26 protein-coding genes and 4 pseudogenes are annotated in these 25,558 nt (G+C 54.9%); 25 read left to right on the top strand and 5 right to left on the bottom strand.

Going from position 1 to position 25,558, the window contains the following annotated elements:
- Positions 1–71: 71 nt before the first annotated feature.
- The 4 genes and pseudogenes from groL to IPM58_19000 form a co-directional block, all read right to left on the bottom strand.
- Positions 72–1,622: pseudogene (gene groL / locus IPM58_19015) on the bottom strand (chaperonin GroEL).
- A 60-nt stretch (positions 1,623–1,682) separates the two neighbouring features.
- Positions 1,683–1,979, bottom strand: a complete 297-nt coding sequence (locus tag IPM58_19010; GenBank protein MBK9309127.1) for a co-chaperone GroES — start codon at positions 1,977–1,979, stop codon at positions 1,683–1,685.
- Between the two features lie 256 nt (positions 1,980–2,235).
- On the bottom strand, positions 2,236–2,421 hold the full coding sequence (locus IPM58_19005) for a hypothetical protein (GenBank protein ID MBK9309126.1): 186 nt from the start codon (positions 2,419–2,421) through the stop codon (positions 2,236–2,238).
- Positions 2,394–3,113, bottom strand: a complete 720-nt coding sequence (locus IPM58_19000; GenBank protein MBK9309125.1) for a sigma-70 family RNA polymerase sigma factor — start codon at positions 3,111–3,113, stop codon at positions 2,394–2,396. The genes IPM58_19005 and IPM58_19000 overlap by 28 nt, the downstream gene beginning before the upstream one ends.
- A gap of 232 nt (positions 3,114–3,345) precedes the next feature.
- Here IPM58_19000 and IPM58_18995 point away from each other — a divergent pair, with 232 nt between their 5' ends.
- The 24 genes and pseudogenes from IPM58_18995 to IPM58_18880 all read left to right on the top strand — a co-directional run bounded on the left by IPM58_18995 (position 3,346) and on the right by IPM58_18880 (position 21,370).
- On the top strand, positions 3,346–4,275 hold the full coding sequence (locus IPM58_18995) for an MFS transporter (protein ID MBK9309124.1): 930 nt from the start codon (positions 3,346–3,348) through the stop codon (positions 4,273–4,275).
- A gap of 20 nt (positions 4,276–4,295) precedes the next feature.
- Positions 4,296–4,571 (top strand): hypothetical protein, encoded by a 276-nt coding sequence (locus tag IPM58_18990; protein MBK9309123.1) that lies wholly within the window; start codon positions 4,296–4,298, stop codon positions 4,569–4,571.
- 186 nt (positions 4,572–4,757) lie between these two features.
- Positions 4,758–5,853: pseudogene (ribA, locus tag IPM58_18985) on the top strand (GTP cyclohydrolase II).
- Positions 5,854–5,994: 141 nt separating this feature from the next.
- Positions 5,995–6,419: pseudogene (gene ribH / locus IPM58_18980) on the top strand (6,7-dimethyl-8-ribityllumazine synthase).
- Positions 6,420–6,504: 85 nt separating this feature from the next.
- The gene (gene nusB / locus IPM58_18975) at positions 6,505–6,966 is read left to right on the top strand and encodes a transcription antitermination factor NusB (GenBank protein ID MBK9309122.1); all 462 of its coding nucleotides are present in this window, start codon (positions 6,505–6,507) and stop codon (positions 6,964–6,966) included.
- Positions 6,959–8,286 (top strand): annotated as a pseudogene (locus IPM58_18970) (adenylosuccinate lyase). The gene nusB and the pseudogene IPM58_18970 overlap by 8 nt, the downstream one beginning before the upstream one ends.
- The gene (locus IPM58_18965) at positions 8,283–9,080 is read left to right on the top strand and encodes a chlorite dismutase family protein (GenBank protein ID MBK9309121.1); all 798 of its coding nucleotides are present in this window, start codon (positions 8,283–8,285) and stop codon (positions 9,078–9,080) included. Before IPM58_18970 ends, IPM58_18965 begins: the two are co-directional and overlap by 4 nt.
- Positions 9,081–9,102: 22 nt before the next feature.
- Complete coding sequence (locus IPM58_18960; GenBank protein ID MBK9309120.1) at positions 9,103–9,807, top strand: phosphoribosylaminoimidazolesuccinocarboxamide synthase; 705 nt, start codon at positions 9,103–9,105, stop codon at positions 9,805–9,807.
- Between the two features lie 13 nt (positions 9,808–9,820).
- Positions 9,821–10,036, top strand: a complete 216-nt coding sequence (locus IPM58_18955; GenBank protein MBK9309119.1) for a hypothetical protein — start codon at positions 9,821–9,823, stop codon at positions 10,034–10,036.
- Positions 10,033–10,275: a phosphoribosylformylglycinamidine synthase subunit PurS gene (purS, locus tag IPM58_18950; GenBank protein ID MBK9309118.1), complete on the top strand. Its 243-nt coding sequence runs from the start codon at positions 10,033–10,035 to the stop codon at positions 10,273–10,275. Before IPM58_18955 ends, purS begins: the two co-directional genes overlap by 4 nt.
- A gap of 29 nt (positions 10,276–10,304) precedes the next feature.
- Positions 10,305–11,018: a phosphoribosylformylglycinamidine synthase subunit PurQ gene (gene purQ, locus IPM58_18945; GenBank protein ID MBK9309117.1), complete on the top strand. Its 714-nt coding sequence runs from the start codon at positions 10,305–10,307 to the stop codon at positions 11,016–11,018.
- A gap of 131 nt (positions 11,019–11,149) precedes the next feature.
- Positions 11,150–11,488 (top strand): hypothetical protein, encoded by a 339-nt coding sequence (locus tag IPM58_18940; protein ID MBK9309116.1) that lies wholly within the window; start codon positions 11,150–11,152, stop codon positions 11,486–11,488.
- Between the two features lie 182 nt (positions 11,489–11,670).
- Positions 11,671–13,908: a phosphoribosylformylglycinamidine synthase subunit PurL gene (gene purL, locus IPM58_18935; protein MBK9309115.1), complete on the top strand. Its 2,238-nt coding sequence runs from the start codon at positions 11,671–11,673 to the stop codon at positions 13,906–13,908.
- A gap of 26 nt (positions 13,909–13,934) precedes the next feature.
- Entirely contained in the window at positions 13,935–15,365 is a 1,431-nt protein-coding gene (locus IPM58_18930) for an amidophosphoribosyltransferase (GenBank protein MBK9309114.1), read from the top strand.
- A gap of 19 nt (positions 15,366–15,384) precedes the next feature.
- Positions 15,385–15,735: a PilZ domain-containing protein gene (locus IPM58_18925; protein MBK9309113.1), complete on the top strand. Its 351-nt coding sequence runs from the start codon at positions 15,385–15,387 to the stop codon at positions 15,733–15,735.
- A gap of 118 nt (positions 15,736–15,853) precedes the next feature.
- Positions 15,854–16,387: a TlpA family protein disulfide reductase gene (locus tag IPM58_18920; GenBank protein ID MBK9309112.1), complete on the top strand. Its 534-nt coding sequence runs from the start codon at positions 15,854–15,856 to the stop codon at positions 16,385–16,387.
- Positions 16,388–16,421: 34 nt separating this feature from the next.
- Positions 16,422–16,667: a hypothetical protein gene (locus IPM58_18915; GenBank protein ID MBK9309111.1), complete on the top strand. Its 246-nt coding sequence runs from the start codon at positions 16,422–16,424 to the stop codon at positions 16,665–16,667.
- 49 nt (positions 16,668–16,716) lie between these two features.
- Positions 16,717–17,319, top strand: a complete 603-nt coding sequence (locus tag IPM58_18910; protein MBK9309110.1) for a hypothetical protein — start codon at positions 16,717–16,719, stop codon at positions 17,317–17,319.
- Complete coding sequence (locus IPM58_18905) at positions 17,316–18,140, top strand: tetratricopeptide repeat protein (protein ID MBK9309109.1); 825 nt, start codon at positions 17,316–17,318, stop codon at positions 18,138–18,140. Before IPM58_18910 ends, IPM58_18905 begins: the two co-directional genes overlap by 4 nt.
- Complete coding sequence (locus IPM58_18900) at positions 18,137–18,574, top strand: hypothetical protein (protein MBK9309108.1); 438 nt, start codon at positions 18,137–18,139, stop codon at positions 18,572–18,574. The genes IPM58_18905 and IPM58_18900 overlap by 4 nt, the downstream gene beginning before the upstream one ends.
- A complete protein-coding gene (locus tag IPM58_18895; GenBank protein MBK9309107.1) occupies positions 18,571–19,626 on the top strand; it encodes a methyltransferase in 1,056 nt (351 codons plus the stop codon). Before IPM58_18900 ends, IPM58_18895 begins: the two co-directional genes overlap by 4 nt.
- 333 nt (positions 19,627–19,959) lie before the next feature.
- A complete protein-coding gene (locus IPM58_18890; protein MBK9309106.1) occupies positions 19,960–20,139 on the top strand; it encodes a hypothetical protein in 180 nt (59 codons plus the stop codon).
- A gap of 126 nt (positions 20,140–20,265) precedes the next feature.
- Entirely contained in the window at positions 20,266–20,391 is a 126-nt protein-coding gene (locus tag IPM58_18885; GenBank protein MBK9309105.1) for a DUF393 domain-containing protein, read from the top strand.
- A gap of 109 nt (positions 20,392–20,500) precedes the next feature.
- Positions 20,501–21,370, top strand: a complete 870-nt coding sequence (locus tag IPM58_18880) for a hypothetical protein (GenBank protein MBK9309104.1) — start codon at positions 20,501–20,503, stop codon at positions 21,368–21,370.
- A 50-nt stretch (positions 21,371–21,420) separates the two neighbouring features.
- Here IPM58_18880 and IPM58_18875 read toward each other — a convergent pair whose 3' ends face one another.
- Positions 21,421–22,836 (bottom strand): hypothetical protein, encoded by a 1,416-nt coding sequence (locus IPM58_18875; protein ID MBK9309103.1) that lies wholly within the window; start codon positions 22,834–22,836, stop codon positions 21,421–21,423.
- A gap of 134 nt (positions 22,837–22,970) precedes the next feature.
- Between IPM58_18875 and recG the strand changes: the two genes are divergently transcribed.
- Complete coding sequence (gene recG, locus IPM58_18870) at positions 22,971–25,511, top strand: ATP-dependent DNA helicase RecG (protein ID MBK9309102.1); 2,541 nt, start codon at positions 22,971–22,973, stop codon at positions 25,509–25,511.
- The last annotated feature ends 47 nt before the right edge of the window (positions 25,512–25,558 follow it).

The following is a 25,558-nucleotide window of genomic DNA, read 5'->3' as shown; positions in this document are numbered from 1 at the left end:
CTCCATGCCGGGGCTGTGTCCGCCACCGGCATGGCCGGTTCTTTCTCTCGGGGAGAGTTCGCGATCATGACTCAGGTCGTGAGCATCAGACCCGCCACGCTGGCCGCGTTCCGCAACGCGCAGGCGACACCTCGGTCGGGTCGATGATGCCGGATTTGATCATGTCGACATACCTCGTCCTCGAAGTGAAACGCCCAGCCACTGCTGGCGTTTTTGTCTTCCCGAACCTTGCCAACGACCACCGATGCTTTCCGCACCGGCATTCGAGGCGATCTGTCGGAGCGGGGTCGAGCGAACGTCGGACAATATCGAGTTCAAAATTTTGCTCTGACGGGACATCCTTGATCCCATCGAGGGCCTTGATGCAGCGGAGATAGGCGGTACCGCCGCCAGGAACGATCCCTTCTTCCACTGCCGCCTTGGTGGCGTGCAGCGCGTCCTCGACGCGGGCCTTCTTCTCCTTCATCTCAGTTTCGGTCGCAGCGCCGACATTGATGACTGCCACGCCGCCCACGATCTTCGCCAGCCGCTCTTGCAGCTTTTCACGATCGTAGTCGGAAGTCGTCTCGTCGATCTGAGCCTTGATCTGCTTACACGCGGTTTTCGATTTTTGCGTCACTGTAGCCTTTCGACGATCGTGGTGTTGTTTTATCGATCGTGACGCGCTTTCGCGGCCGAGGTCGGTCAGCTTGACGTTCTCAAGCTTGATGCCGATGTCTTCGGAAATCACCTGGCCGCCCGTGAGGATGGCGATATCCTCCAGCATGGCCTTGCGGCGATCGCCGAAGCCCGGTGCCTTTACCCGCGGCGACGTTCAGGGCCGGGCGCAGCTTGTTGACGACGAGGGTGGCCAGGGCTTCACCCGACTTCTTCCGCGAGAATGATGAGCGGCTTGCCCATCTTGGCCACTTGTTCGAGCAGCGGAAGCAGGTCTTTCATGCTGCTGATCTTCTTTTCGTTGATCAAAATAAGCGGCTCTTCCACCGAACATTCCATCCGCTCGGCGTTGGTGACGAAATAGGGGAGATGTATCCGCGATCGAACTGCATGCCCTCGACGACGTCCAGCGAGGTGGTCATCGACCTTGGCTTCTTCCACCGCGATGACACCGTCCTGGGCGACCTTTCCATGGCTTCCGCGATCAGATCGCCGATGGTCTTGTCGTTGTTGGCGGAAATGGTGCCGACCTGAGAGATCTCGGTCTTATTTTGGCAGGGCTTGCTGAGCTTCTTGAGCTCGGCGGTGATGGCTTCGACGGCCTTGTCGATGCCCCGCTTGATTTCCATCGGATTGGCGCCCGCGGTGATGTTCTTCGCACCCTCGCGGAAGATCGCCTGAGCCAGCACGGTGGCGGTGGTGGTGCCGTCCCCCGCGATGTCGCTGGTCTTGCTGGCCACTTCGCGAACCAGCTGAGCGCCCATGTTTTCATACGGGTTCTTCAGTTCGACTTCCTTGGCGACGGTCACACCGTCCTTGGTGATAGTGGGTGCGCCGAACTTCTTATCCAAAATCGCATTTCGACCCTTCGGACCGAGTGTTGCCTTCACGGCGTCTGCGAGCTGGTTCACCCCTTTTAGGATCGCGGCTCGTGCCGCATCGCCGTACATGAGTTGCTTTGCCATTATCGTTCCTCCGTTTTTGTCTTATGTATTAGAACCGAACTAGCTTGTGACAACCGCGTCTTACGCTGTGAAGATCCCGAGGATATCTTCTTCCTTGAGGATCAGGCACTCTTCATCTTCAATGCGAAGCTTGCTGCCCGAATACTTGTCGAACAGGACGTGATCACCGACCTTGACGTTTTCCACCTTCTTCCCGATCGCTTGGACCACGCCTCGTTGAGGCTTTTCCTTCGCCGAATCAGGTACATAAATCCCACCGGCGGTCTTCTCTAATTCCTCGGTATACGTGACGAATACACGTTCACCCAAGGGCTGGAACCCCTTCGCGACGTTTTTCTCCTTCGTGGCATTGCTCATAACAGAACCTCCCTCCTCGTGAAAGTTAACTTGTGACGTGTTGACGGTTGTAGTTGGGTTGAACTCGCTTGAGACCCCAGAAGCCTGTGACTGTATGAGAGATAGTCCTTACTTTATCCAAGTCAAGAGGGGATGCGAGGGATTTTTATCGACCCGCCATTTTTGCTGTTTGAAAACGTTCGGTATCGTAACTCATTGTGAAGACGAACTTCCAGTGGTTTTCTATGTGCTTAGGGGGTGAGCGGGAAGGGGAGAGTCATGTTCGGAGTCGGTCGAAATCCTTGATGTCTTTTTTGACGTAATCGCGGAGGCGTTTGATGATGCGTGCCTCTAGCTGGCGGGTCCGCTCCTTGGTAATTCCGTATTTATTCCCAAGATCGTCCAGGTTAGGGGAAGCGGACAGGATACGATTTCTCAGAATATCCTCGTCCCGCTCTTCCAATGTTTTGATAAATTCAGCCAGCTTGGCACGAAAGAGCGTTTTGAGCTGATGATCGGCAAGTTGTTCATCGGCCGGCTCTTGATGGGACGGCAAGATCCAGCAGGGTGCTTTCCTGAACCCTCACCGATCGGCTGATCGAGCGAGAGCTCCCAGTTGCCGAGACGTTGATCCATTTCGACGACGTCGCGTTCACGCACATTCAGACGATCGGCGAGCAGCTTCGTATCCGGGGCGAAGCCTTCCCGTTCAAGTTTGGCCTTTTCCTTCTTCAAATTGTAGAAGAGTTTTCTCTGATCCTGGGTCGTCCCGACCTGACGAGTCGGAAGGTGTGCAGCAGATAACCGGAGGATATAGGCACGGGACCACCAGGCGGCATAGGCGTAGAACCGGACGTTTTTCGATGGGTCAAATTTCTTGATGGCATGCATCAGGCCGACGTTGCCTTCTTGAATCAGATCCATATGATCGGCACCGGTATGAAGATATTCGGCTGCGATTGAGACGGAGACCCGCAGGTTAGCCGGTGATGAGCTTGACCGCTGCTTCGCGGCTGCCGTGCGCCTGGTACTCCTGAAGGAGTTGACGCTCTTCCTTTGTGAGGTAGGGGTATCGGCGTACTTCGGCGAGGTATTGCTGGAGGGCTGTGACCGGGACGACGGCCGTGGTATCGAGTCGCGGGCTCGCTTCCTGATCGGGAAGGGGACTCAGTTCGGCGCTGGCTTGGATGTCCTGTAGCTCAGCCGGAGAGGGCTCCACGTCTTCAGGCTCGTCCGGGACGGTGTTGGTCTCGTCACCGATGGGCATGAAAAGGCAGACTACACCAGAATCCTAGGCAGCAACAATGCTGAAAACTGCTTCGAATCGATTGTGTGGATGTGGATTAAGGGCTGGCATCTGTTGCACCCGTGAACAGGGCTCCCTATAGTGCTGGACAATCTGGAGGCCGGGCGTGTCCGAGATCTGGCACATTCTCAGGAGCGGTCATTGGCCCCTCTGGTGGGGGCCTGGCTGCATCTGACGGTCAGCTTCATGGTGTGGCTGCTTGCTGCGGCAATGAGTCTTTCGCTCGCTCAGGCCTTGCAGCTCAGTGAGCAAGAGCTCGCCTGGTTGGTGTCCTTGCCGTTGCTCGGCGGGGCTGTGTTGCGGATGGTAGCCGGGTGGAGTGCGGATCGGCTTGGTGCGCGGTCCACTGCGCTCGCCATTCTCGTGGCGGAGTTGCTGGTGTTGTGCTGGGGCTGGCTTGGTGTGACCGGGTATGGAGACGCACTGGTCTTTTCAGTGTGCCTCGGCGTGGCGGGCGCGAGTTTTTCTGTGACGCTCCCTATTGCGAGCCGTGCGTACCCGCCGCCGGCGCAAGGATTCGTGCTCGGTCTTGTCGCATCGGGAAATATCGGCACCGTGCTCATTTTCTTCTTGGCGCCGCGCTGGGCTGCGGCGACGGATTGGCACCAGGTCTGTGGCATCATGGCCGGGGTGGTTGCAGCGACATTGGTGGTGTTTGGCATGGCCGTGCCGCCAACAGCGCCGGTTTCAGGACTCCAGACAGTGACATGGTGGCACAGTGCGGCGCGATTAGTTCGCCAGCGTTCAGCCTATTGGCTCTGCTTTCTCTATGCGGTCACGTTCGGTGGTTTCGTGGGTCTGTGCAGCCTTCTGCCGCTGTTGCTGCATGAGGTGTATCGTGTCGATGCCATTCAGGCTGGGGTGCTTGCCGCACTCTGCGGGCTGATGGGCAGCATGATTCGTCCGGTCGGCGGTTATGTGGCGGATCGGGCAAGGGGGCTACGGACGCTTTATTATGTGCTGCCGGTCATTGCGGGGCAGTGGTGGCGGTGGTCAGCCCTTCGCATCTGATGGCTATCGCGATGATGGTCGTGGCAACAGCAGCGATGGGATTCGGTAACGGTGTGGTGTTTCAACTCGTCGCCGGGTGGTTTCCCGCGGACATCGGATTGGCGTCCGGTGTGGTTGGTGCTGCCGGTGCCGTCGGCGGTTTTCTGTTGCCGATCCTCATCAGCACCGTGAAGGGATTCTCGGGCAGCTACGAACTTGGACTCTGGCTCTTCGCAGGGTTTACAGTGTGTGCCTGGGGGACGGTGATGGTCGCGTTGCGGAGCGACAGGTCGTCGCCGGCCGAGCTCTCCTCCTGAGGCTCTCCCGACGCGTGAGCACCCCTCTCAAAAAGCCATATTCAAGGTTCAGTCTGAAATGCTAAATTGTTCCCTTATGCCGACGCCATTCAATCACATCGAAGACGCCATTCGAGATATTAAAAAAGGGGAAAGTTCATTATCTTGGTCGATGACGAAGACCGGGAAAATGAAGGTGATCTCGTCATGGCCGCTGAAAAGGTCACCCACGGGCCATCAACTTCATGGCCAAACATGCGCGCGGGCTGATTTGCCTGGCCCTGACACCGGAGCGTGTCGAAGAACTGCAGCTGCCCCAGCAGGCTTCGGAAAACACGGCCACGTTCGGGACGGCCTTCACCGTGTCGATCGATGCGCGAAAAGACATTACGACGGGGATATCAGCCGCGGATCGGGCGACGACGGTTCACGTGGCGATCGACCCAAAATCGAAGCCGAGTGATCTCGCGCGGCCCGGGGATGTTTTCCCGCTCAAAGCGCAAAAAGGTGGGGTGCTCCGACGCGCCGGACAAACGGAAGGATCGGTCGATCTGGCTCGGTTGGCCGGCCTGCGGCCCGCCGGGTGATCTGCGAGATCATGAACGCCGACGGGACCATGGCCCGGTTCCCGAGCTAACGAGGTTTGCCAAACTCCATAAACTGAAGATCGTGACCGTGAAGGCGTTGATTGAATACCGCATGAAGCGAGAAACCTTCGTCAAGCGCGTGACGAGCGCACGGTTGCCGACGACTTTCGGCGAATTTGAAGCGGTCGCATTCGAGAATCAGATCGATGGAGTGACCCATATTGCTTTGGTCAAGGGACGTCGATGGTGGAACGCCGACCCTTGTCCGTGTCCATTCTGGATGTCTGACCGCTGATGCGTTGGGGTCGCTCCGTTGTGACTGCCGGGATCAATTGCATGCCGCGATGGAGATCATTCAGAAAGAAGGGCGAGGGGTGCTGCTCTACTTGAATCAAGAAGGCCGGGGAATCGGGTTGCTGAATAAGATCAAGGCGTACCGCTTACAAGATCAGGGCAGCGATACGGTGGAAGCCAATCTCCGACTCGGGTTTAAGGCGGATCTCCGCGACTATGGAGTGGGCGCTCAAATACTCGCGAGCCTGCGCCTCCGCCAGATTAAATTGATCACGAACAACCCACGAAAGATCGTCGGGATCGAAGGATATGGTCTCAAGGTTGTCGAGCGGGTTCCCATCGAGATCCTCCCGCGAGCTGCGAATGTGCGGTATCTCCGGACGAAAAAAGCGAAGTTAGGGCACTTGCTTAAAAAGGTCTGAAGGGCGTCCATCGGATCAACCCCTCGTCCATAACAGAGGACAGAATTATTATTCAATGAGGACACATCGACAGGTGGGCCGGTCAGCAGCGGGATTGAGGTTCGGTATTGTCGCGGCGAAATTCAACCAACGCTTACCGGTATGTTACTTCGTGCCTGCGTGGAGGCCTTGGGAACCATGGTGTCGGAAGGATGCCATCCAAGTCGTGCGTGTCCGGGGGCGTTCGAGATTCCGCTGGTCGCACAGACCATGGCCACAGCTGGTGGTGTTGATGCCGTAATCTGTTTGGGCGCTGTGATTCGTGGAGATACGCCCCACTTTGAGTACATCAGTGCTCAGAGGTCAGCCGGGGCATTGGTCAAGCGGCATTGGATAGTGCCGTCCCCATGATCTTCGGCGTATTGACCACCGAAACCGTTGCGCAGGCCGAAGAGCGGGCGGATCCCAAAAAACTCAACCGTGGCGGTGAGGCTGCAAAGTCCGCGATCGAGATGGTAAGGGTGATGAGGATGTTGAGAAGGCACGGGCTGCAAGCCCGAGCTGGCAAGCGGGACGAGCAAGCGTAGCGGAGCTGTGATATCGTGGCCATCCGCTGACCTCTTACCTTACCTTGTCAACTTGTAGCCTTGTCAGCCTGTTACCCTTGTAGCCATGGGAGCCCGTCATCAAGCCCGCGAGCGAGCTTTGCAGATTCTCTTTCAACATGACATTCATGGGAAGGTTGATCTCCCTCTCGATGAGTTTTGGCGTGAATACTCTGTATCAGATGAGTCCAGAGCCTTCGCTGAGCAGTTAGTCCGTGGTGTGGTTGAGCATCAGCGCGAACTCGACACCTTGATCGGCAAGTATGCGACGAATTGGAAAGTGAGTCGCATGCCGGTCGTTGACCGCAATATTCTACGAGCCGGGCTGTATGAGTTGCTGTGGTTGGATGACGTGCCTGCGAAAGTGGCGATGGATGAAGCCATCGAGCTCGCCAAGCGGTTTGGTGACGAAGACGCCTCAAAGTTCGTGAACGCCGTGCTGGACAAGGTATTGGCAACGGATTCTCGACTCGCTGAGAAGCGAGCGTCGCCGGATCGCGCAATTTGGAGGAGAGCTGATCATGATTGAGCGTTATACACGCCCCGGATGAAGGCCATCTGGGACCTCAACCATAAGTATGAGATCTGGTTGGACGTTGAGCTGCACGCGTGTGCGGCCTTTGAACGAGCCAAACAGGCTCCGCGTGGCACGGCGGACAAAATCAGGAAGAAGGCTAAGATTAACGTCGAGCGTATCGCCGAAATTGAACAGGTGACGAAGCATGACGTGATCGCGTTTCTTGAATCGCTCATGGACACGGTCGGGCCGGAACATCGATATCTTCACATGGGACTCACGTCCTCCGATATCGTCGACACCTCCCTCGCCGTCCAGATGACCGAGGCGATGGATCTGATCTTGGCTGGCGTTGAGGGGTTGCTTGGCGTGTTGAAACCTTCGCTACAAGAAACCAAGTGATGGTGGGGCGGTCGCACGGCATTCATGGCGAACCAATCTCGTTCGGTCTGAAGCTGGCGCTCTGGTACGAGGAGGTACGTCGCCATCAAGAGCGGTTGCGGCAGGTGCGAGGGACATCGCCGTCGGAAAACTCTCGGTGCGATGGGGACGTTCGCGCATCAGGGGCCTGAGATCGAAGAGTATGTCTGTAAGAAACTCGGCCTACAGGCAGATCCGGTGTCGAATCAGGTTGTTCAGCGGGATCGTCATGCATCCTACGCGACGGGGCTCGCGCTGCTTGCCGCAAGTATTGAGAAAATTGCCACGGAGATTCGTCATCTCCAACGGACGGAAGTGCTCGAAGCCGAAGAGTTTTTCTCCGAAGGTCAAAAGGGATCCTCGGCGATGCCGCATAAACGAAACCCGATCATCTCCGAAAATCTCTGCGGTCTGGCTCGAGTGGTTCGCGCGAACAGCTTAGCCGCGATGGAAAACGTTGCGCTCTGGCATGAACGCGATATCAGCCATTCATCCGTTGAGCGGATCATCATGCCGGACAGCACCATTCTGGTCGATTACATGCTGGCCAAGGTCACGGACCTTATCGACCACTTGGTCGTCTATCCGGATCGAATGAGGCGAAATCTGGAATTGACAGGGGGACTTGTCTACTCCCAGCGACTGCTGTTGGCGTTGGTCGAGAAGGGGGCTCAGCGAAAAGAGTCCTATGAGGCGGTTCAGCGTCATGCGATGACGTCTTGGAGAGGCGGCGGCGGGCTGCAGGACCTTGTGAACAACGATCCTTTCATTTCACGCCATCTCACCAAGCAAGAGATTTCAACCTGTTTCAACCCCAAGTATTATCTTCGCCACCTGGATCGGATCTATCAGCGGGTATTCGGACGAACACAACGACGGGCGCGCGGTGCAAAGAAGGGCAACAGCCGGTGATCGCTCGACGTCATATCATCACTCTGGTCTTGCTCTGGGGGGTGCTTGGCATTGGGATAGCTCCTCTCCACGCAGAGGTCGATCGTGAGAGGCTCCTTGCCGAGGCAGGGGTCTACGGGACGTTTGCCGCGTTTGGGCTCGCTGATGAATGGGGCAGATTAGAACCTTCGACGCGCATCGCTCGATTAGCGACCCTGAAGGGGGTGGTTGAGCAGCACCGGGAGAATGTGGCGATCGATGTGTATCTCCTTCGAGGGCTTTCCGGCCAGGCCGATCTGTTATTTCGGATTCATGCGAAAGAGTTGCGCGATACGCAGGAGTTTCTTCTCGATCTCCAGAGTAGCCCGTTCGGGAAACATTTGACAGGCATCAGGGTGATGCACGGACTGACGAAGAAACCGAATTATGTTCCCGGATTCTCGGATCAATTGAGGGGGGATTTGAAAGCGTCGAGCGAGACCGGTGAGAAGCCTTATGCCATTGTCATCCCAATCAAAAAGTCAGCTGAATGGTGGGAGCTGGATCAGGAGCAACGGACGGCGCTGATGCAGGAACATACGGCCGTGGCGCTGCCATTTCTCAAAACGGTCAAACGAAAGCTCTATCACTCCGGCGGTCTTGACGATATAGATTTCATCACCTACTTTGAGACATCCAGTCTGGAAGACTTTCATGGTCTTGTGTTGTCGCTTCAGAAAGTGAAGGAGTTCAGCTATACGCGCCAATTCGGAAACCCGCTACTGCTCGGGACGGTCCAATCAGTGGACCAGGTTATCGAAGTGTTGGCACAGTGAAAGGAATCAGCGAGGTTCGACCATGACGACCGGTACGCTGCTGTACGAGGGGAAGGCAAAGAAGATCTTTTTAGCGGAAAACCCTGACCAGGTTATACAGTATTTTAAGGACGATGCGACCGCATTCAACGCACAGAAACGCGGGAATATCGTCGATAAAGGGGTGGTCAACAATCGGGTGTCTGAACGGCTGTTCCATCTGCTAGAGCAAAACGGTATTCGTACGCATTTCCTCGAGCGGTTGAATGATCGAGAGATGCTCACAAAGAAGGTCAGAATTGTACCGATCGAAGTGGTCGTACGAAACGTGGTCGCTGGGAGTTTGGCTAAGCGGCTTGGTCTGAAAGAAGGGAATCGCATAGACCCGGCGCTTGTGGAGTTCTATTATAAGGACGACGCGCTCGGAGATCCGCTTGTGAATGATGATCATCTCCGGCTGCTGAATATCGCCACACCAGGCGTCTTGCGCGAGCTCCGTGAGCTGGGTCACGCAGTGAATAAGGTTCTTAGACCGTTTTTTGCCGAGCGGAAGATGCAGCTCGTCGATTTCAAGCTCGAGTTTGGGGTTTTTCACAATAAGCTGATCCTGGCTGATGAAATTTCTCCGGACACCTGCCGATTCTGGGACATGACGACCGGTGAGTCGATGGACAAGGATCGGTTTCGGAAGGATCTGGGAAGGATCGAAGAGGCCTATCAGGAAGTATTGAGACGCGTGTGCGGATGAGGGAAGAAGAAGGATGCTACGGGCGTACTTGAATTATGGCCTGATTGCGTCGGTGGTGGTCTGGGCGGCGATCATCGGGGTCATGGCGTATCGGTTGAACGAATCGCCCTGGCGTTGGGCGTTCATCGGTTTGGTATTTGCCGGGGGGCTGACCGTGGCGGCGATTTTGTGGATCAAGAAGTATGTCGATCGCCAGACCAACGCGATTGATCAGAGGAGTCAAGAGTGAAAGCTAAAATTCATGTCACACTCAAGCAGGGGATTCTCGACCCGCAGGGCAAGGCGATTGAACATGCGCTGGACTCCCTGGAATTTAAGAATGCGACGAATGTCCGTGTCGGCAAGTACATGGAACTGGATCTGGATGAGAAGGACAGGGCAAAGGCCGAAACTCAGGTGAAATCGATGTGCGAGAAGCTGCTCGCGAACACGATCATTGAGGAATATCAGTATGAACTGAGCGCATGAGCGTTCAGAGAAGCCAAGTCGAGACGATGATGAACATCGGCGTTGTTGTTTTCCCAGGTAGTAATTGCGATCACGACTGTCAGCATGTTTTTCGAGATGTGCTTGGACAACATGTGAGTATGGTGTGGCATAAGGAGTCCTCCCTGGCCGGACTGGATGCGGTGATCCTGCCAGGCGGGTTTTCGTACGGAGACTATCTTCGTACAGGGGCGATCGCGCGGTTTTCTCCGGTCATGCAAGCGGTGAAGCAATTTGCCTTGGAAGGCGGATTGGTGCTTGGGATTTGCAATGGCTTCCAAATTCTGCTGGAAGCGGGTTTGTTGCCCGGTGCCATGTTGCGCAATCGGTCCCTACACTTCATCTGTCGGGAAACCTATATCAAGGTTGAAAATGCGGCCACTTCTTTTACCAATCGCTGCAAATCCGGTCAGGTGCTTAAGGTCCCCATCGCTCATGCGGACGGAAACTACTACACCGATCCGGTGACGTTAGCCGGCCTTCAGGCCAACGCGCAAGTGGTGTTTCGTTATTGCACGCCTGATGGGAACGTGATACCTGAGGCGTGCCCAAACGGCTCCCTTGACAATATCGCAGGCATTCGCAATACAGAAGGCAACGTCCTGGGCCTGATGCCGCATCCAGAACGTTGCGCAGAGGCGATGTTGGGCAACGAGGACGGGCGTGCGATCTTTCAGTCGATGATGGCATCGTGGGAAGGGAAAACGTTGTCTGCGGTCCGGTGAACGTTTCTTTCACCCTGCCCCTATGAATGTTGTCCGGAGGATTGAAGAATGGGAAGTGGCCACGGTAAAGTATTATGTCAGTTGGAGTGGATCGTCCCATAGTTCTTTCATCATAAATCAGGAGGGTAGAGATGAAGCGTGTAGCAGTAGCATTGGCGGCAGTTGGGGTGTTGACATTGGGGATGGGGATCAATGGGTTTGCAGCGGTGGATGACGGCAGCAAGATCACGATCACGAGTCCTGCGGCTGGGTCCACGGTGGGGAAAGATATTGAACTGGTCTATGAACTGACGAAGGGGAGCAAGGCAACCCACGCCCATTGCTTTGTGGACGGGGAATATCAAAAGGGATGGGATAAGAAGACCGTCAAGGGGATGTCCCCTGGAACTCATGAAATTAAGGTCGTGGCAGCCGATAAGGATCACGAGACGTTAGCCGCGGAAGCCTCCGTGACAGTCGAAGTGCATTGATCAGGCGTGCAATCTTCCTAATTGAGTGCAACGGGCTGGCGGGGCACCTGTGGTGCCTCGCCAGCGGTGCCGTAAACTGTTCTCATCTGTGACATGCATATCGCAACGTGTCGTCTCGACAGCCCAGGCCATTCGATAACATGTTTTGCCATCCTGCGTGCTAAGGCATGATGTAGGCCAGCATGCCGCCTATCACCAAAGATCTCATCGCTCAGCATAATCTGACGGGCGATGAATTCCAAAAAATCGTTCAGATACTCGGGCGTGAGCCAAACCTGACAGAACTCGGCTTGTTTTCCGTCATGTGGTCCGAGCATTGTTCCTATAAAAGTTCCCGTGTGCACCTGAAGAAACTGCCCACGACCGGACCTCGTGTGGTGCAGGGGCCGGGCGAGAACGCCGGAGCCATCGATATCGGTGATGGGTTGTGCGTAGTGTTCAAGATGGAATCACACAACCACCCATCGTTTATCGAGCCCTATCAAGGGGCGGCTACGGGGGTAGGCGGTATCTTGCGCGACATCTTTACGATGGGGGCGCGGCCGATTGCGTTGCTTGACTCATTGCGGTTCGGAGAATTGCACACGCCGAAAAGTCGTCACCTCATGAGAGGAGTCGTCTCCGGCATTGCCGGTTACGGGAATTGCATGGGAGTTCCGACGGTGGGCGGGGAGATCGTGTTCAACGACATCTATGCGCTCAATCCGTTGGTCAATGTGTTCTGTCTGGGGGTGGCCCACAAAGACAAGATCTTCCGCGGCACCGCGGCGGGGGTCGGTAATCCCGTTATCTATTTCGGCTCGAAGACGGGCCGAGATGGAATTCATGGGGCGACGATGGCGTCGGATTCATTCGATGATGAATCCGAGCAGAAGCGTCCCACGGTGCAGGTCGGCGATCCCTTTACTGAGAAATTGCTCTTGGAAGCTTGTCTCGAATTGATGGAAGGCGATGTGCTGGTTGGGATTCAGGACATGGGTGCTGCAGGTCTGACCAGCTCTTCTTGCGAAATGGCTTCGCGGGCGGGAAATGGGATCGAACTGGATCTGACCGAGGTGCCTCGACGTGAGCCGGGAATGACGCCTTACGAGATCATGCTGTCCGAGTCCCAAGAACGGATGTTGATGGTTGCGAAAGCGGGCAAGGAAGATGAATGTGTCGCCATTTGCCGAAAATGGGACTTGGATGTAGCGGTGGTCGGGAAGGTAACGGAAGATGGAATCTTGCGTGTGAAGGACCAAGGGAAGGTTGTCGCCGAAATCCCGGCCAAAGCGCTGGCTGATGATGGTCCGCGGTATGAACGGCCCTACCAGCCACCCTCTTACCAGGATATGTTGACGAACCTGAATTACGATGCCATCCCCGATGTAAAAGATGCGAACGCGGCGTTGCTGGCCTTATTGGAATCGCCGACCATCGCCAGTAAACGGTGGGTGTATGAGCAGTATGATCATATGGTGCGTACAAACACCCTGGTTCGCCCAGGCTCGGACGCAGCGGTGTTAAGGATCAAGGGGACGAATAAGGCCGTGGCTATGACGGTCGATTGCAACAGTCGCTATTGTCTCCTGCACCCCTACGAAGGAGCTCGGCTTGCTGTGGCTGAGGCAGCGCGCAATCTGGCCTGTTCCGGCGCAATTCCAATCGGTCTGACCGATTGCTTGAATTTCGGGAATCCGGAACGTCCCGATATCATGTGGCAGTTCGTGATGGCGATCGAAGGGATGAAAGACGCCTGTGAGCATTTCCAGATCCCGATTGTAAGTGGGAACGTGAGTTTTTATAACGAGACCAACGGGCTTTCGATCTATCCCACCCCGATGTTGGGCATGGTGGGGCTGATCGAGAATTCAGAACGAACGATGACTCAGTGGTTCAAGGAGGAAGGGGACGATGTCCTCTTGCTTGGTACCTCGCGGGAGGACTTGGGCGGGACTGAATATCTCAAAGTCGTTCACGCACGCGAACAGGGATCACCGCCATACCTGAGTCTCGAGAAGGAAAAGGCGTTGCACGACTGTGTCCTTTCACTGATTCATGAGGGGTTGATTCAGTCCGCACACGACTGCTCGGAAGGCGGTCTTGCCGTTACCTTGGCTGAATGTTGCATGTCCGGAGCCGAGCAGCATCTAGGCGCTGTGGTAAAATTGACGAGAGGCCGGCTGAGGAAAGACGCCGTTCTTTTCGGCGAAAGTCAGTCAAGAGTCGTGATATCTGCCAAGCCGGTCAACCGTCAATCCATTCTTGACCGGGCGACTCAGCATGGGGTGCCTGTTGAAGTGATTGGGTCGATTTCAGGAAACCGTTTGATCATGTATGTGGGGGATGAACATTCCACGGAAAAAGTAATTGATCAGCCGGTTGCGACGCTGCATGACCGGTGGGCCTTCTCCCTAGAACGAACGGTCCATGAAGCGTAGTTGAGTGGATCAGATGGCGAGGGGTTATGAACCGCGAACTCCCGATGATATCGCCCGATAAGTTTCACGACGAATGTGCCGTCTTTGGGGTTTTTGGCCATGAGGAGGCTGCCAATCTCACCTATTTGGGCCTGTATGCCCTCCAGCATCGTGGGCAAGAGGCATCCGGAATCGCGGCGGGCGATGGGGAGCAATTCTCCATACAGAAGGGTATGGGGCTGGTTGCCGATATCTTTCATAAATCAGTGTTGGAGAAGCTGCCTGGGCACATGGCGATCGGGCATAATCGCTACTCAACCGCTGGTGGGAACGATTTGAAGAATGTGCAACCGCTCACCGTCAACTTCGCATTAGGCAACCTCGCGTTAGCTCACAACGGAAACCTCATCAACGCTCAGATGCTTCGACACGAGTTGGAGGCCTACGGGGCGATCTTTCAATCGACATCGGACAGCGAGGTCATTATTCACCTCATCGCGCATTCGCGTGCTGGTTCCTTCCTTGCACGAATCATTGATGCGTTGAACCAGGTCCGAGGGGCATTTTCGGTCGTGTTGATGACCGACAACGGTCTCATCGCCGCACGTGACCCCTACGGGCTTCGCCCCTTGTGTATCGGCCGTCTGCGGAGCAGTTGGATTGTCGCGTCCGAAACCTGTGCGTTCGATTTGTTGGATGCCGAGTATGTCCGTGAGGTTGAACCGGGTGAACTGATCGTGATCAGCGATCAAGGACTCGATAGCCACCATCCGTTTCCGAAGAAAGATCCGGCTATGTGTGTCTTTGAATATGTGTACTTTGCGAGGCCGGACAGCCGAATCTTCGGGGCTAATGCCGTCTATGCCATCCGTAAAGCGTTGGGGCGACAGTTGGCGAGCGAGTCCTGGGTGCCGGCTGATGTGGTGATCCCTGTTCCGGACTCCGGCGTGCCGGCGGCACTCGGTTATTCCGAAGGTGCAGGAGTCAGGTTTGAAACCGGATTGATTCGCAACCACTATGTCGGGCGGACGTTCATCGAGCCGGAGCAATCGATTCGCCATTTTGGTGTCAAGGTGAAGTTGAATGCCGTGCCGGAAGTGCTGGATGGGAAACGGGTCGTCGTCATCGATGATTCGTTGGTTCGTGGCACAACGAGTCGTAAGATCGTCAAGATGATTCGGCAAGCTGGAGCCAAAGAAGTCCATATGCGGATCAGCTCACCGCCGATTCTGTCGCCTTGCTTTTACGGGATCGACACGCCGACGAAGAAGGAACTCATCGCCTCAGAGCATTCCATCGAGGAGATTCGAAAATACATCACCGCTGATAGCCTGGCCTATCTCAGCCTTGACGGAATGCTGAAGTCCACTCCACGGACGCCCGCTGAATACTGCACCGCCTGTTTCACAGAGCGCTATCCAATCCCCTTCACCCGCGCAGAAGAACTTCAGCTTGGGCTCTTTGAGGCAGCGCGCTGAGAGAGTTCTGTACGGATATATGACCTCTTCCGAAAACAATCCAAATGCGCCGCAGCCAAGAGGGCGACCTCGCATATCGGTCGACTATCCTGCTGTGGTCACGAGTGAGGGAAGGATCGCCCAAGGAATCGTGATGAATCTGACGATTACCGGATGTGAAGTCGAGAGTCCCGGCCAATTCCCCATTGGAGTACATGTATCCCTTCGTCTGAATCCCCCCAGTGCCAGGCCTCCCATCACCATTGCTCTTGCCATCGTTCGTTGGCAAGAAGAGGATCGATTTGGACTCGAGTTTGTTCGATTTGAGGGCCATGCGAAAGAACAACTTGAAGACATGTTGAATCAGCGAGAGAGCTCTTCTACGGACTAGTGGCGATCTTTCAGCGTGGTTGCTGCCTCAAAAATTGTCATGGTAGGATGCCGTTCGTCGGCATGATCAGGGTTTCTTGGTGTCGATGGTATGGGATTCTCTCGAAAGGGAGGTGAACATGATACCGATGGTATTCGCGCTGGGATGGCTGGTAGTCTCGGCCCTGAGCGGCCCAGCCGTTTATGCCGAAGGTCTCTTCCAGATAGGAGAGAAGGCACCGGTATTCGGCCTTACCGCTGTTACGGGAGAAGCGATGTCGCTCGATTCCTATAAAGGCAAAGTCATCGTGCTTGGACTCTTTCACATCTGTGACCCATGTATGGTGCAAGGGAGCGCATTGCAAAGGGTTCATGAGTCTACGCAAGGTAAGAATGTGGCAGTGCTTGGGGTCAATTCATCGGGTAATGGGAAACGAGAAGTCGGTGAGTTCTTGTCCGGCTTCCCAGTCAAGGTGACCTATCCGTATCTTCTGGACCCCGATAAGATCACGGACAAGCTCTACGGCGGGGGCAAGTTTATTCCCAATGTGTACGTGATCGACCAGCAGGGTATTATCCGCTGGCAACGGGTCGGGAACATGGAGCTGGCTGCAGCCGAGGTGATTATCGCGGAGGTGGACAAGCTAGTTGAGAGCAGGACAGATAAAATGTAGCGAGTCAGGCTGTGGTCTGGAACAAGAGGGGAACATGGACGAAGATGAATTAGAGGCCGGAAAACGAAAATTTATGGAAGTGGTGCAGAGCATTGACGGGTCCGTGCAAGTCGTGATCCCGACCACTCCATCCAATAGCATGTTCCTGATCTCCTTGACGAAGGCGGCTAACCGAAGATTTATCACGGTACCTGAAGACGACATGATTGATTTACCTAATGAGGCAAGCATCCAGACCAAAGTCACGAAGACGATTCAAGACGCGCTTGCAGCTCTATAAGTCCTGTGTCGTGTCATGAATTTCATTCGGTAAGACGCTGTGTGTTGACATGAAACAAATCTTGCCCGGTATCTGGCAGTGGTCGTGGTTTTCAGACGAGAAGCAGCTTAATTTCAACGGCCTCTTTTTGACGATCGGTGAGCACAAGATTCTGGTCGACCCACCTCCGATGTCCGGTGAGGCCAGCGCGACTGTTCGGCGTCACGCGCCGATCGATTACATTCTCATCACAAACCGTGATCATCTCCGAGAAGCATCAACGTATCAACGTGAGTTCGGTTGTCAATTGTATCTGCCGGACGCTGATGCCGGTCTGACCGAGATGAAGCCGACAAAGACCTACAAAGATGGCGAGCTCCTTCCGGGCGGGATTTGGGCCCTGCAGCTGAAGGATCAGAAGTCTCCTGGAGAGTCCGCTTTGTTCATTGATAGAGGGCGGGGGATTATGATTGTGGGAGATGCACTGATCGGCAAACCCCCAGGTGCCGTAGGATTACTGCCTGCTGAAAAGTATGCCGACGTTGAAAAAGCGAAGGAAGGTCTTGGGCGCCTCCTGAAGTACAACTTTGACAGCCTTTTGGTCGGAGACGGCGATTCGATTTTTACTGGTGCGAAGCAGCAAGTGGCGCATCTGTTAGTGGGGTCCTCATGACGCTGCGGAACGGACTCTCCGGTGAATTAAACCGTCAAGGGAACGAACATTTTTCTCGAGGGTACTACACTGAGGCCTACGTCTGTTACAGCAAGGCGTTGGAGTGCGACCGGATTACCGGCGACCAGCGGGCGTTGGTTGCAACGCTTGGGAATCTTGGGAACATCTGTGCGGTCAGTGGGCGTCGAGATTCCGCTCAGGTGCATTATCAAGAAGTCCTGGAACTGCAGAAGATTCTTGGAGACGAAAAGGGGATTGGAACAACGTTGGCTAATTTAGGGAATCTCCGAGCCGACGCCGGTGAATGGACTTTGGCGCGAGCCTATTATCTGGAAGCCCTCGACCTCATGATGAAGACCCAAGATGACGCTGCTCAAGCTGTGTTGTTTTCTGACCTTGGGTTAGTAGCCCGGGAAACCGGACAGTTTGACGAGGCCATCCAGTTTTATGAACGATCGTTGGCGTTGATGCAGCGATTGGCTAACCTCGGCGGTGTTGCGGACGCGTGGCGCATGATAGGCCGCACCTTCTTGATGCAACAACGCTATGAGGAAACCATCGCCTGTTGTCAGACCAGCCAATCTATCGCCGAACGACTGCGTGATGAACTCCGTGCAGGTGGCGCTCGATATGTGTTGGCTCAATGTTATGAGGAGATGGGCCGCTTGCAGGAGGCATCAAACCTGCTTGAGCTGGTTGTCGACATGGATCGGAAGTATAGCTTACCCAAACTTGAAGAAAATACTCAGCGTCTGAGAGTACTGCGTACCCGCCTCCTGCAGCAATTTCCACTCCAAGCTCACCAACCAAGGTCCGCATGACCGAGACAGTCCATTCAGCTTGGACACAACTTCGTCACGACCTACGTCGGTCTTTGCCGGGTTTCTATGAATTGGAACCCAACGGACCGCTCATTATGGATTTAGGAAAGGAGGGCTGGCTCCTAGAGGTCAGACCGGAAGGTACGGTTGTGTGCCAGTATGGTGTGGCGATGGAAGATGTCATGGCGTTGATGTCGGATGGGACGCCTGAAGATTTAGGAACCGATGAGGTTGCGAAGCAGGTCAAGTATTTCCTCCAACCGGCAGTCAACAAGTATCGGGCACTTCTGCTCCAATCTGGGTTTGTCGAGGAGAACGAGACGACCGATGAATTCGTGGCCGTCACATTTTCCAGGGCAGTCGATCTTCAGAATCGTACAAAACTTGAAGATCTCCTCCGTTGGTGCTGCCGAGAAATCGGAAGGACATCGTGAGTCTGCGGATCACGACATTCGAGGAGTTCCGTGATGCCATCTCTGCCTATCGGTTGCCTCGTGTGTTGTTAGCCGGTTTGGAGCTTAATCTGTTTACGGTTATCGGGGACCGATCATGGACGATCTCCGATCTGTCTCGGAAGCTCAAGGTCAGCGAACGGGGGTTGAGCGTTCTCTGTCGGAATCTTGCGGCGGTCGGGATACTCCAGAAAAAAGGACCCCTCTTTAAGAACAGTCGACTGAGCGCGACTGCGCTGAATCGGAACCATCGTGCCTATCGGGGCGGTTACTTATCGCTCATGCAGACTCACTGGCAAGATTGGGGCCGACTATTGGAGTCTGTTCGGAGCGGATTGCCGATAGACCATCATATTCCTGATCCCCCGAACTACCGCGGGCAATTCACCTGGGCCATGCATCACCGGACGTTAGAGATTGCCCCGGCGATTGCAGCTCAAATTCGCCTTGGCCGAGCTCGGAGGCTGCTCGATCTTGGCGGAGGACCTGGAACCTATGCCATGGCGTTTCTGGATCGGAATCCGAGGCTTCACGCCACCGTCTGCGACCGAGCGGCAGCCCTTGCGGTGGCGAAAGAGATCGCCGGTACTCACGGAGCAGGACGGCGACTTTCCTATCTCTCACTCGATTTTTCAAAGGAGCCGATCTCCGGAACCTACGATGTGATCTGGTATTCAAATGTGCTGCACATCTACTCTCCCGAAGATAATCAGGCTATCTTTCGTCGAGCCTTTGCTGCGTTGGCTCCGGGTGGACGATTGATCATCCAAGATGCGTTTCTGCACGATCGCGAAGGGTTACATCCGACAGAGGCAAGTTTATTTGCCGTGTCGATGCTGTTGTTTACGACAGGCGGAAATACTTATCACGTCTCTGAGACGGTGAAGTGGCTGAAGGAGGCGGGATTTGTTGGGACTAGGACATGGCCGCTCAAGAAGGGGACGGAGGACTGGGAGAATGGGATTTTGGAGGCATCGACTCCTGTCCAACGTCCAAAAGCCATCGTCCGCCGAACGCAATCAAAAGGAAGTTGAAGAGCCCGCTGATCACGCTGGTGATCAAGGAATGAATCGTATTGAGATCTTGCGTCGGTAACTGAACGATAGTTGCAAGATCCATCGCCAATCCAACCGTCGCATAGATGACGCACACAAGTGCGGCCCACCGAAATTGAAGCCAGATCAAGACAGCGAGTGCAAGAGGCAGGAGGATGAAAAAGCCGATTCTCCATGTCAAGCCCGGCATTGGGGAGGCGTTGCCCACATTAAAAAGTACCCCGGCCTCAATGACACATATGCCGAGTAACGAAGCCAGTAGTGCGGATCGGTTCATCCCAGGACTATAGCCTGACAATCAGAACGTCGGCAATGGCTGACTGGACAAAAGACAGGCAGAGTCAGAATCAATTCGCTCAACAACCCTACCGTTTGGTCTATGACGCGGAGTGCCAGCTTTGCGTGTCCATCAAATCGAAGTTCGAGCGGGCGGGACCTGGACTGGCCGGTGAGAGGCTGCAGGTTGTTGTGTATCAGAGCGAAGAGGCCTAAAGGCCTTGGAACGGGATTATCGTCCAGATCGCGCTGAAACAGCATTCCTGGTCGGTCCTTCAGGGGAAGTCTTGGAAGGTCGCAAGCTTTTCCCCCATCTCTTCCACACCTCAGTGGGGGAAAGTTGTGCGGTGGATATTACGGTGGCCATTCGCAGGGGATCTAGCGGAACGCGGTTATAGGATCATTGCCCGTCATCGGTATCGATGGTTTGGTAAAACCAAGGCAGTGAGACAAAGCCCACCAGTGTAATCCTCAGTTTCAGTCAGAGGCCCCTCTTTGGAGGGGACCATTCCTACAGCGAGGAATTTACCGGCAACGTGCCCTCCTCCAGAATGCCCTCACTTTAGAAGGAGGATACATGTTGAATACCTTGCGTGTACCACCGAGTTGTCTCGTTCCAGGGCAGGATAGGGATCGAACGTGGGATTGGTCGTGCCAAGCCCGTTTGGCCATCATGGCGTGGTCCATGGTAGTCGGATTCTGTCTTTTGTGTTTCAGTAGTCTCGCATGGGGCGAAGAACCTACCGAAGATCGGAGGATCGTGGCGGCAGGGTTCGGGTACCAAATTGGTTCGGCTTCTATAATCTCTGTAAAAGTATATGACGCAGAATCAGGAGCCACCTTGTCCGACGAAGTCTATGAACTAGCCGTAAAAGAAAATGGTAGTGGGGAAACAACTCCCGGTCCTCGGATTTTTGCCGGTGGTGTGGGTTCGGGTGCCACCGATCTGTCCAATTTCATGCTGCGAGTCTATGATGCAAAGACCGGAGCATTTCAATGGGAGGGGCGACTTAATCTCGTGCAGCCAGACAGTAAGAAAGAATTGCAGGTGTCAGTTAGCATGCCTGGGCGTGCTATTGCGGTGAAGACACAGGCGGTACAATCAATTGCCGATCAACCCGTTTTCCTGCTCCGCGCAGTTGATGCAGCTTCTGGCTTGTCCGTCTGGGAAGATGAGTTTACAACCATGCATGCGAAAATGCCGAAGGTCCAGCCGATCATGGGACAGTCCATTCAACCGGCTGAAATTTCAACGGGAAGTTCCCATACTTTTGAATTCCGAATTCGTATGTTTGATCCCAATGGAGAGAGAGTTCTCTGGGAGGATCTATTATCTCAAGTAGAATCGGATGAAGGAGCAACGGAGTCGTCGGGTGATCGTGCCGCGATACTTCCTGCCTGGCCAAGACAATCTCCTGACGATGAGACTCCTGCGGAGTTGATCTAATTCTTAATCGGTATCCATCCTCAAGGAGCTTGAAATGAAGGGCCGCGACGTTATGAACGATTCTGTTCGAAGCTTTCGATCCACTGGCGTTGGAACTCCTCGTAGGAGATAAGCAGCACGTTTTGAAAGGCTGCGGCCACAGATGATTTTGCTTCGAATGCACTCAGCAATTCATCGACGCGGGCCAACCCCCATCGCTCGATCATGTAATGGGTCGCTGAATTAGCCTCCAAATACGCCACGGTCGACGTGCCGGCCGGTAATGACCCCCAGGAGCCTTCCAGGGAGGTCAAAGGAATCACGCTGATCTCGTCTTGCATGGCTTGGTCAAGCTCCGGCCACGTATCTCCGGCCCATTGCATGGCGAGACCCTCGTTGAGCCAAGTCGGTAGGGCCCCAATGTTTGTTCCTAAACGATCGTGAAGGAGCGCATGGACATACTCATGGCGTAGTACGCTGGTGAGCCACTTACTATCCGTCGTTGCTCCTTGAGTAGGGATTTGAATGCGACCAAGCGAAGGGTCATAGAGGCCATCAGCCCACGCGGGGCTTCCGGTCGCCCCTTGAAATGAATTGTTGGTGTGGAGGACAACTATGATGGACTTTGAGGGGAAATGTCCGAACTTCTGTCCGATGTCTCGATAGGCTTCTTCAAGAATTTCAAGCACTGAAGTCCAAATACCCTGGTCTTCCTCGCCATCAAACTTGACCACGAAATGGGTACTGCTTCGCGCAGTCATTTGGGATTCGACTGAGTGCGTGCGCTGAATCTTGGCCGTCACAGCGGCTAGATAGGACTGAAGCGCCGGATCTTGCCTGGCTCGATCGGTGGCTTGAGCCAAGTGCTTCGCGGCTTCCGTCAAGTTGTCCTGTTCTTGCATTAAGTCAGCCATGGCCAAGTGTGGAAAGGGTTCTTGCGGGGCGATCCGTATCAGTTTCGAGAGGAACTCGGCATTGAGCGCACGATCCCGCTGTTCCCAGTAGGTGTGGGCGAGGTTCATGAGGATGACGGGGTTCGAGTCGTCGAGTTCAGCCGCTTTCTTGAACGCATTGAGAGATGCCCGCGTCCCGTGGAGCCGTTCCTGTTGCAAGCCGAGGTTGTTCCACAGAATTGCCACGAAAGGGCGAGTGGTGCTGCTCGATAAAACTTCAGGAGGAAGCTCTTTCAGCTTGCTCTCAGCCGACGCCAGATCATGCTTTTCAATCTCATCACGAATGGCTTCCAGCAGCGCCTCATGCGGGGTGGACGGGATTGTGCTTTGGTCGAGTGAACGAGCATGTTTCGAATCGATCTCAGGTGATCTATGCGGAGGTGGCGACGGAGGTGGCGCGACAGGTTCGATGGTATCCGTGAGTTGAGCGGACGATGGAGGCGAGGGCGATCTCAAAAAGAGGTTGTAGCTGACTAACACCGCTAGTCCAAGTCCGAGGGGGATCAAGATATGGGTGATATTGCGGCGGTACATGCGTAGTAGTGCTGAGTGTAGCATCCGAAGAAACGGTGACCAAGTAAACGTACAAAATCCGCCAGGAGATCATGGCCTAGGATTCATAGGGCTCATTGAGCGCTCTTGGAGGCTGTGCTACGATCTTCCATCGTATGTCGGCTCCCGTTGAATCGAATATGCATCTGTCGCTTCAGGAGTGGGTGGACCGTATCGCCCGTCCCATTGAGTTTGCGAGCCGAGATGGGTGTGCTCATCTGAAGGCCGTCACGAATCTCAACGCGTTTATCTCCGCGCAAGTCTTGTCTGCTCTCCAACAAACAACCTATCCAAAAGCCATAGAGGCTCGCCTGCTTTCGCTACGTGACCTCTTCGTGGATTTCGAGCCGACGCTTTCAGTTGAGGAGCAACGTCGACGATTACAGGCGGCTGTGGCGCACATCGACGCGCTTCGAACGGTTGCTCAGCAACAGCCCCTCCATCCCCAGGGGGCGTCTGCACCGTCTCTCCGCGATTCCGACGTGAAGACCGTGGGGCGACCGCCTCTCTGGAATTGTTTGGTACGGTTCGTCAAAGGGGTTGGGCCAAAGCGCACCACCATCCTGCAACGATTGCGTATCGAAACCGTGGAAGATGCGCTCTTGACCATGCCCTGGCGCTATGAAGATCGGTCCGTGATGACACCGATCGGGAATCTCGTGCCAGGCATGGTTGCGTCAATCTGTGGGACGATTGGGAAGTCTGAGGTCAAACGGGCCAAGAATCGTCGATTGAGTGTGCTGGAACTTGGTGTCGAAGATCAATCTGGGCGGATGCAGGTCGTCTTTTTTAACCAACCATATTTAGAGGAGGTGCTGTCGGTAGGGACTCGTATCATGTTGAGCGGGCGCGTGATCGCCGGTCGTCAGGGGTGGATGGTGCCAAGGATGGATGTGGCGCAGTATGAGATTCTTGGAGAAGGTCACGAATCGACGCTCCATGTCGGGCGTATTGTGCCTATTTATCATGAGACCAAAGGGTGGACGTCTCGTCAGATGCGGGTATTGGTGAGGAATCTCTTGATGGAGCATGGGCTCGATCTCCACGATCATTTGCCGGTTCCCCTTCGGGCGCGGCAACGATTGATCCCGATTCATGAAGCGCTGCAAGATGCCCATTTCCCCAAGGCAGGTACCGACCTTCAACTTCTGGAGCGAGGGAAGACTCCAGCGCATCGGCGGCTGGCATTTGAAGAACTGCTGCTGCTGCAGTTGGCCTTGGCAACGAGATATCGCTCAGTGCACGATGAACCGAAGGTGTTGCGGTTCAATCCCAGGACCCCGCTCTTGGGAAAACTTGGTCAACTCTTACCATTTCGCCTGACGACGGCGCAGGAGGTGGTCCTTCGTGAAATATTTCGAGACATGATCTCGCCACGGCCCATGAATCGCCTCGTGCAAGGAGACGTGGGGTCAGGAAAAACGGCGGTCGCGCTCCATGCCATCGTGATGGCCTGCGGATCAGGCTATCAGGCGGCGCTGATGGCACCGACAGAGATTCTTGCCGAACAACATTACCGAAACCTTTCTGGAACAATCCAGGCCCTGGGGTTGCAGGCAATCCTCGTACGCGGTGGAGACAAGGCGTCGGTGAAGAAAATACAGATGGAACAACTGGCGACCGGTCACATTCAGGTGGCGATTGGTACGCACGCGCTTATTCAGCGCAATGTTCAATTTAAGAGCTTAGGCTTGGCGGTCGTTGATGAGCAGCACAAGTTCGGGGTTTTACAGCGGAAGACGCTGATTGACAAGGGCTATAAGCCGGACGTTCTCGTATTGACGGCCACGCCAATTCCACGAACGCTGGCGATGACGGTGTATGGTGACCTGGATGTATCAGTCATCGATGTGCTACCGCCTGGCCGAAAGCCAGTGCGCACCTTTCTCTTCAATGAAGGACAACGGCGCCGGGCCTATCAAATCGTCCGTGATGAACTGCGCAACAAGAAGCAGGCCTATGTCATTTATCCGCTCGTGGAGGAATCGGAAAAGACCGACCTCCAAGCCGCGATCCAGGGTGCCGAACAGTTACAGAATGGAGAATTTTCAGAATTCCGTGTCGGCCTCCTGCATGGACGCATGAAGGCAGCGGAAAAGGAAGCCGTGATGGCCGACTTCAAGGCCGGAACCACCCAGCTCTTGGTGGCCACGACCGTCGTCGAGGTTGGAGTTGATGTACCGAATGCGACCATCATCATGATCGAGCATGCTGAGCGATTCGGTCTCGCGCAGCTCCACCAATTACGTGGCCGTGTGGGGCGGAGCACCCATCAATCGTATTGCCTGCTGATGGCGGCGAATATGAGGCAGGGAAAGACGCAGCGGGGAGAACGCTTTCAGGAAGATCAGGAGCCCATGTCTTCAGCGAAAGAACGGTTGGAGGCACTCGTCCGATCGAATGATGGATTTGTCATTGCTGAGGAGGATCTGCGTATCAGAGGACCAGGGGAATTTTTTGGCTTACGCCAATGGGGCATGCCGGAGTTTCGTGTGGCGAATCTGGTGCGAGACGGAGATCTGTTGCAGCAGGCCAGGCAGGAAGCCTTTTCGCTCCTAAAATCTGATCCAGGCTTGAAAGATCAGGCTCATCAGGGGTTGCGCGAGGCGATGCTCCGAAAGTGGGAGAAAAAGCTGGAGCTGGGGGCAATCAGTTAAAATCGCCGGCAGGCTGACATGATGGAATTTCGGCTTGTCAGCTTGAG

It is taken from the genome of Nitrospira sp. (genome assembly GCA_016715825.1).
In the GTDB taxonomy this organism is placed as follows: Bacteria; Nitrospirota; Nitrospiria; order Nitrospirales; family Nitrospiraceae; genus Nitrospira_D.
This window is presented reverse-complemented; position numbering and strand designations above follow the sequence as displayed.

What these genes read in the sequence shown, in the direction of transcription:
- IPM58_18890 (MBK9309106.1), top strand. Translation starts at nt 19,960, where the DNA reads ATGGCTGACTGGACAAAAGACAGGCAGAGTCAGAATCAATTCGCTCAA.
- IPM58_18920 (MBK9309112.1), top strand. Translation starts at nt 15,854, where the DNA reads ATGATACCGATGGTATTCGCGCTGGGATGGCTGGTAGTCTCGGCCCTG.
- IPM58_18915 (MBK9309111.1), top strand. Translation starts at nt 16,422, where the DNA reads ATGGACGAAGATGAATTAGAGGCCGGAAAACGAAAATTTATGGAAGTG.
- IPM58_18940 (MBK9309116.1), top strand. Translation starts at nt 11,150, where the DNA reads ATGAAGCGTGTAGCAGTAGCATTGGCGGCAGTTGGGGTGTTGACATTG.
- IPM58_18925 (MBK9309113.1), top strand. Translation starts at nt 15,385, where the DNA reads ATGACCTCTTCCGAAAACAATCCAAATGCGCCGCAGCCAAGAGGGCGA.
- IPM58_18930 (MBK9309114.1), top strand. Translation starts at nt 13,935, where the DNA reads ATGAACCGCGAACTCCCGATGATATCGCCCGATAAGTTTCACGACGAA.
- IPM58_18900 (MBK9309108.1), top strand. Translation starts at nt 18,137, where the DNA reads ATGACCGAGACAGTCCATTCAGCTTGGACACAACTTCGTCACGACCTA.
- nusB (MBK9309122.1), top strand. Translation starts at nt 6,505, where the DNA reads ATGGGAGCCCGTCATCAAGCCCGCGAGCGAGCTTTGCAGATTCTCTTT.
- purQ (MBK9309117.1), top strand. Translation starts at nt 10,305, where the DNA reads ATGAACATCGGCGTTGTTGTTTTCCCAGGTAGTAATTGCGATCACGAC.
- purL (MBK9309115.1), top strand. Translation starts at nt 11,671, where the DNA reads ATGCCGCCTATCACCAAAGATCTCATCGCTCAGCATAATCTGACGGGC.
- IPM58_18875 (MBK9309103.1), bottom strand. Translation starts at nt 22,836, where the DNA reads ATGTACCGCCGCAATATCACCCATATCTTGATCCCCCTCGGACTTGGA.
- recG (MBK9309102.1), top strand. Translation starts at nt 22,971, where the DNA reads ATGTCGGCTCCCGTTGAATCGAATATGCATCTGTCGCTTCAGGAGTGG.
- IPM58_19010 (MBK9309127.1), bottom strand. Translation starts at nt 1,979, where the DNA reads ATGAGCAATGCCACGAAGGAGAAAAACGTCGCGAAGGGGTTCCAGCCC.
- IPM58_18905 (MBK9309109.1), top strand. Translation starts at nt 17,316, where the DNA reads ATGACGCTGCGGAACGGACTCTCCGGTGAATTAAACCGTCAAGGGAAC.
- IPM58_18880 (MBK9309104.1), top strand. Translation starts at nt 20,501, where the DNA reads ATGTTGAATACCTTGCGTGTACCACCGAGTTGTCTCGTTCCAGGGCAG.
- IPM58_18960 (MBK9309120.1), top strand. Translation starts at nt 9,103, where the DNA reads ATGACGACCGGTACGCTGCTGTACGAGGGGAAGGCAAAGAAGATCTTT.
- IPM58_18955 (MBK9309119.1), top strand. Translation starts at nt 9,821, where the DNA reads ATGCTACGGGCGTACTTGAATTATGGCCTGATTGCGTCGGTGGTGGTC.
- IPM58_18910 (MBK9309110.1), top strand. Translation starts at nt 16,717, where the DNA reads ATGAAACAAATCTTGCCCGGTATCTGGCAGTGGTCGTGGTTTTCAGAC.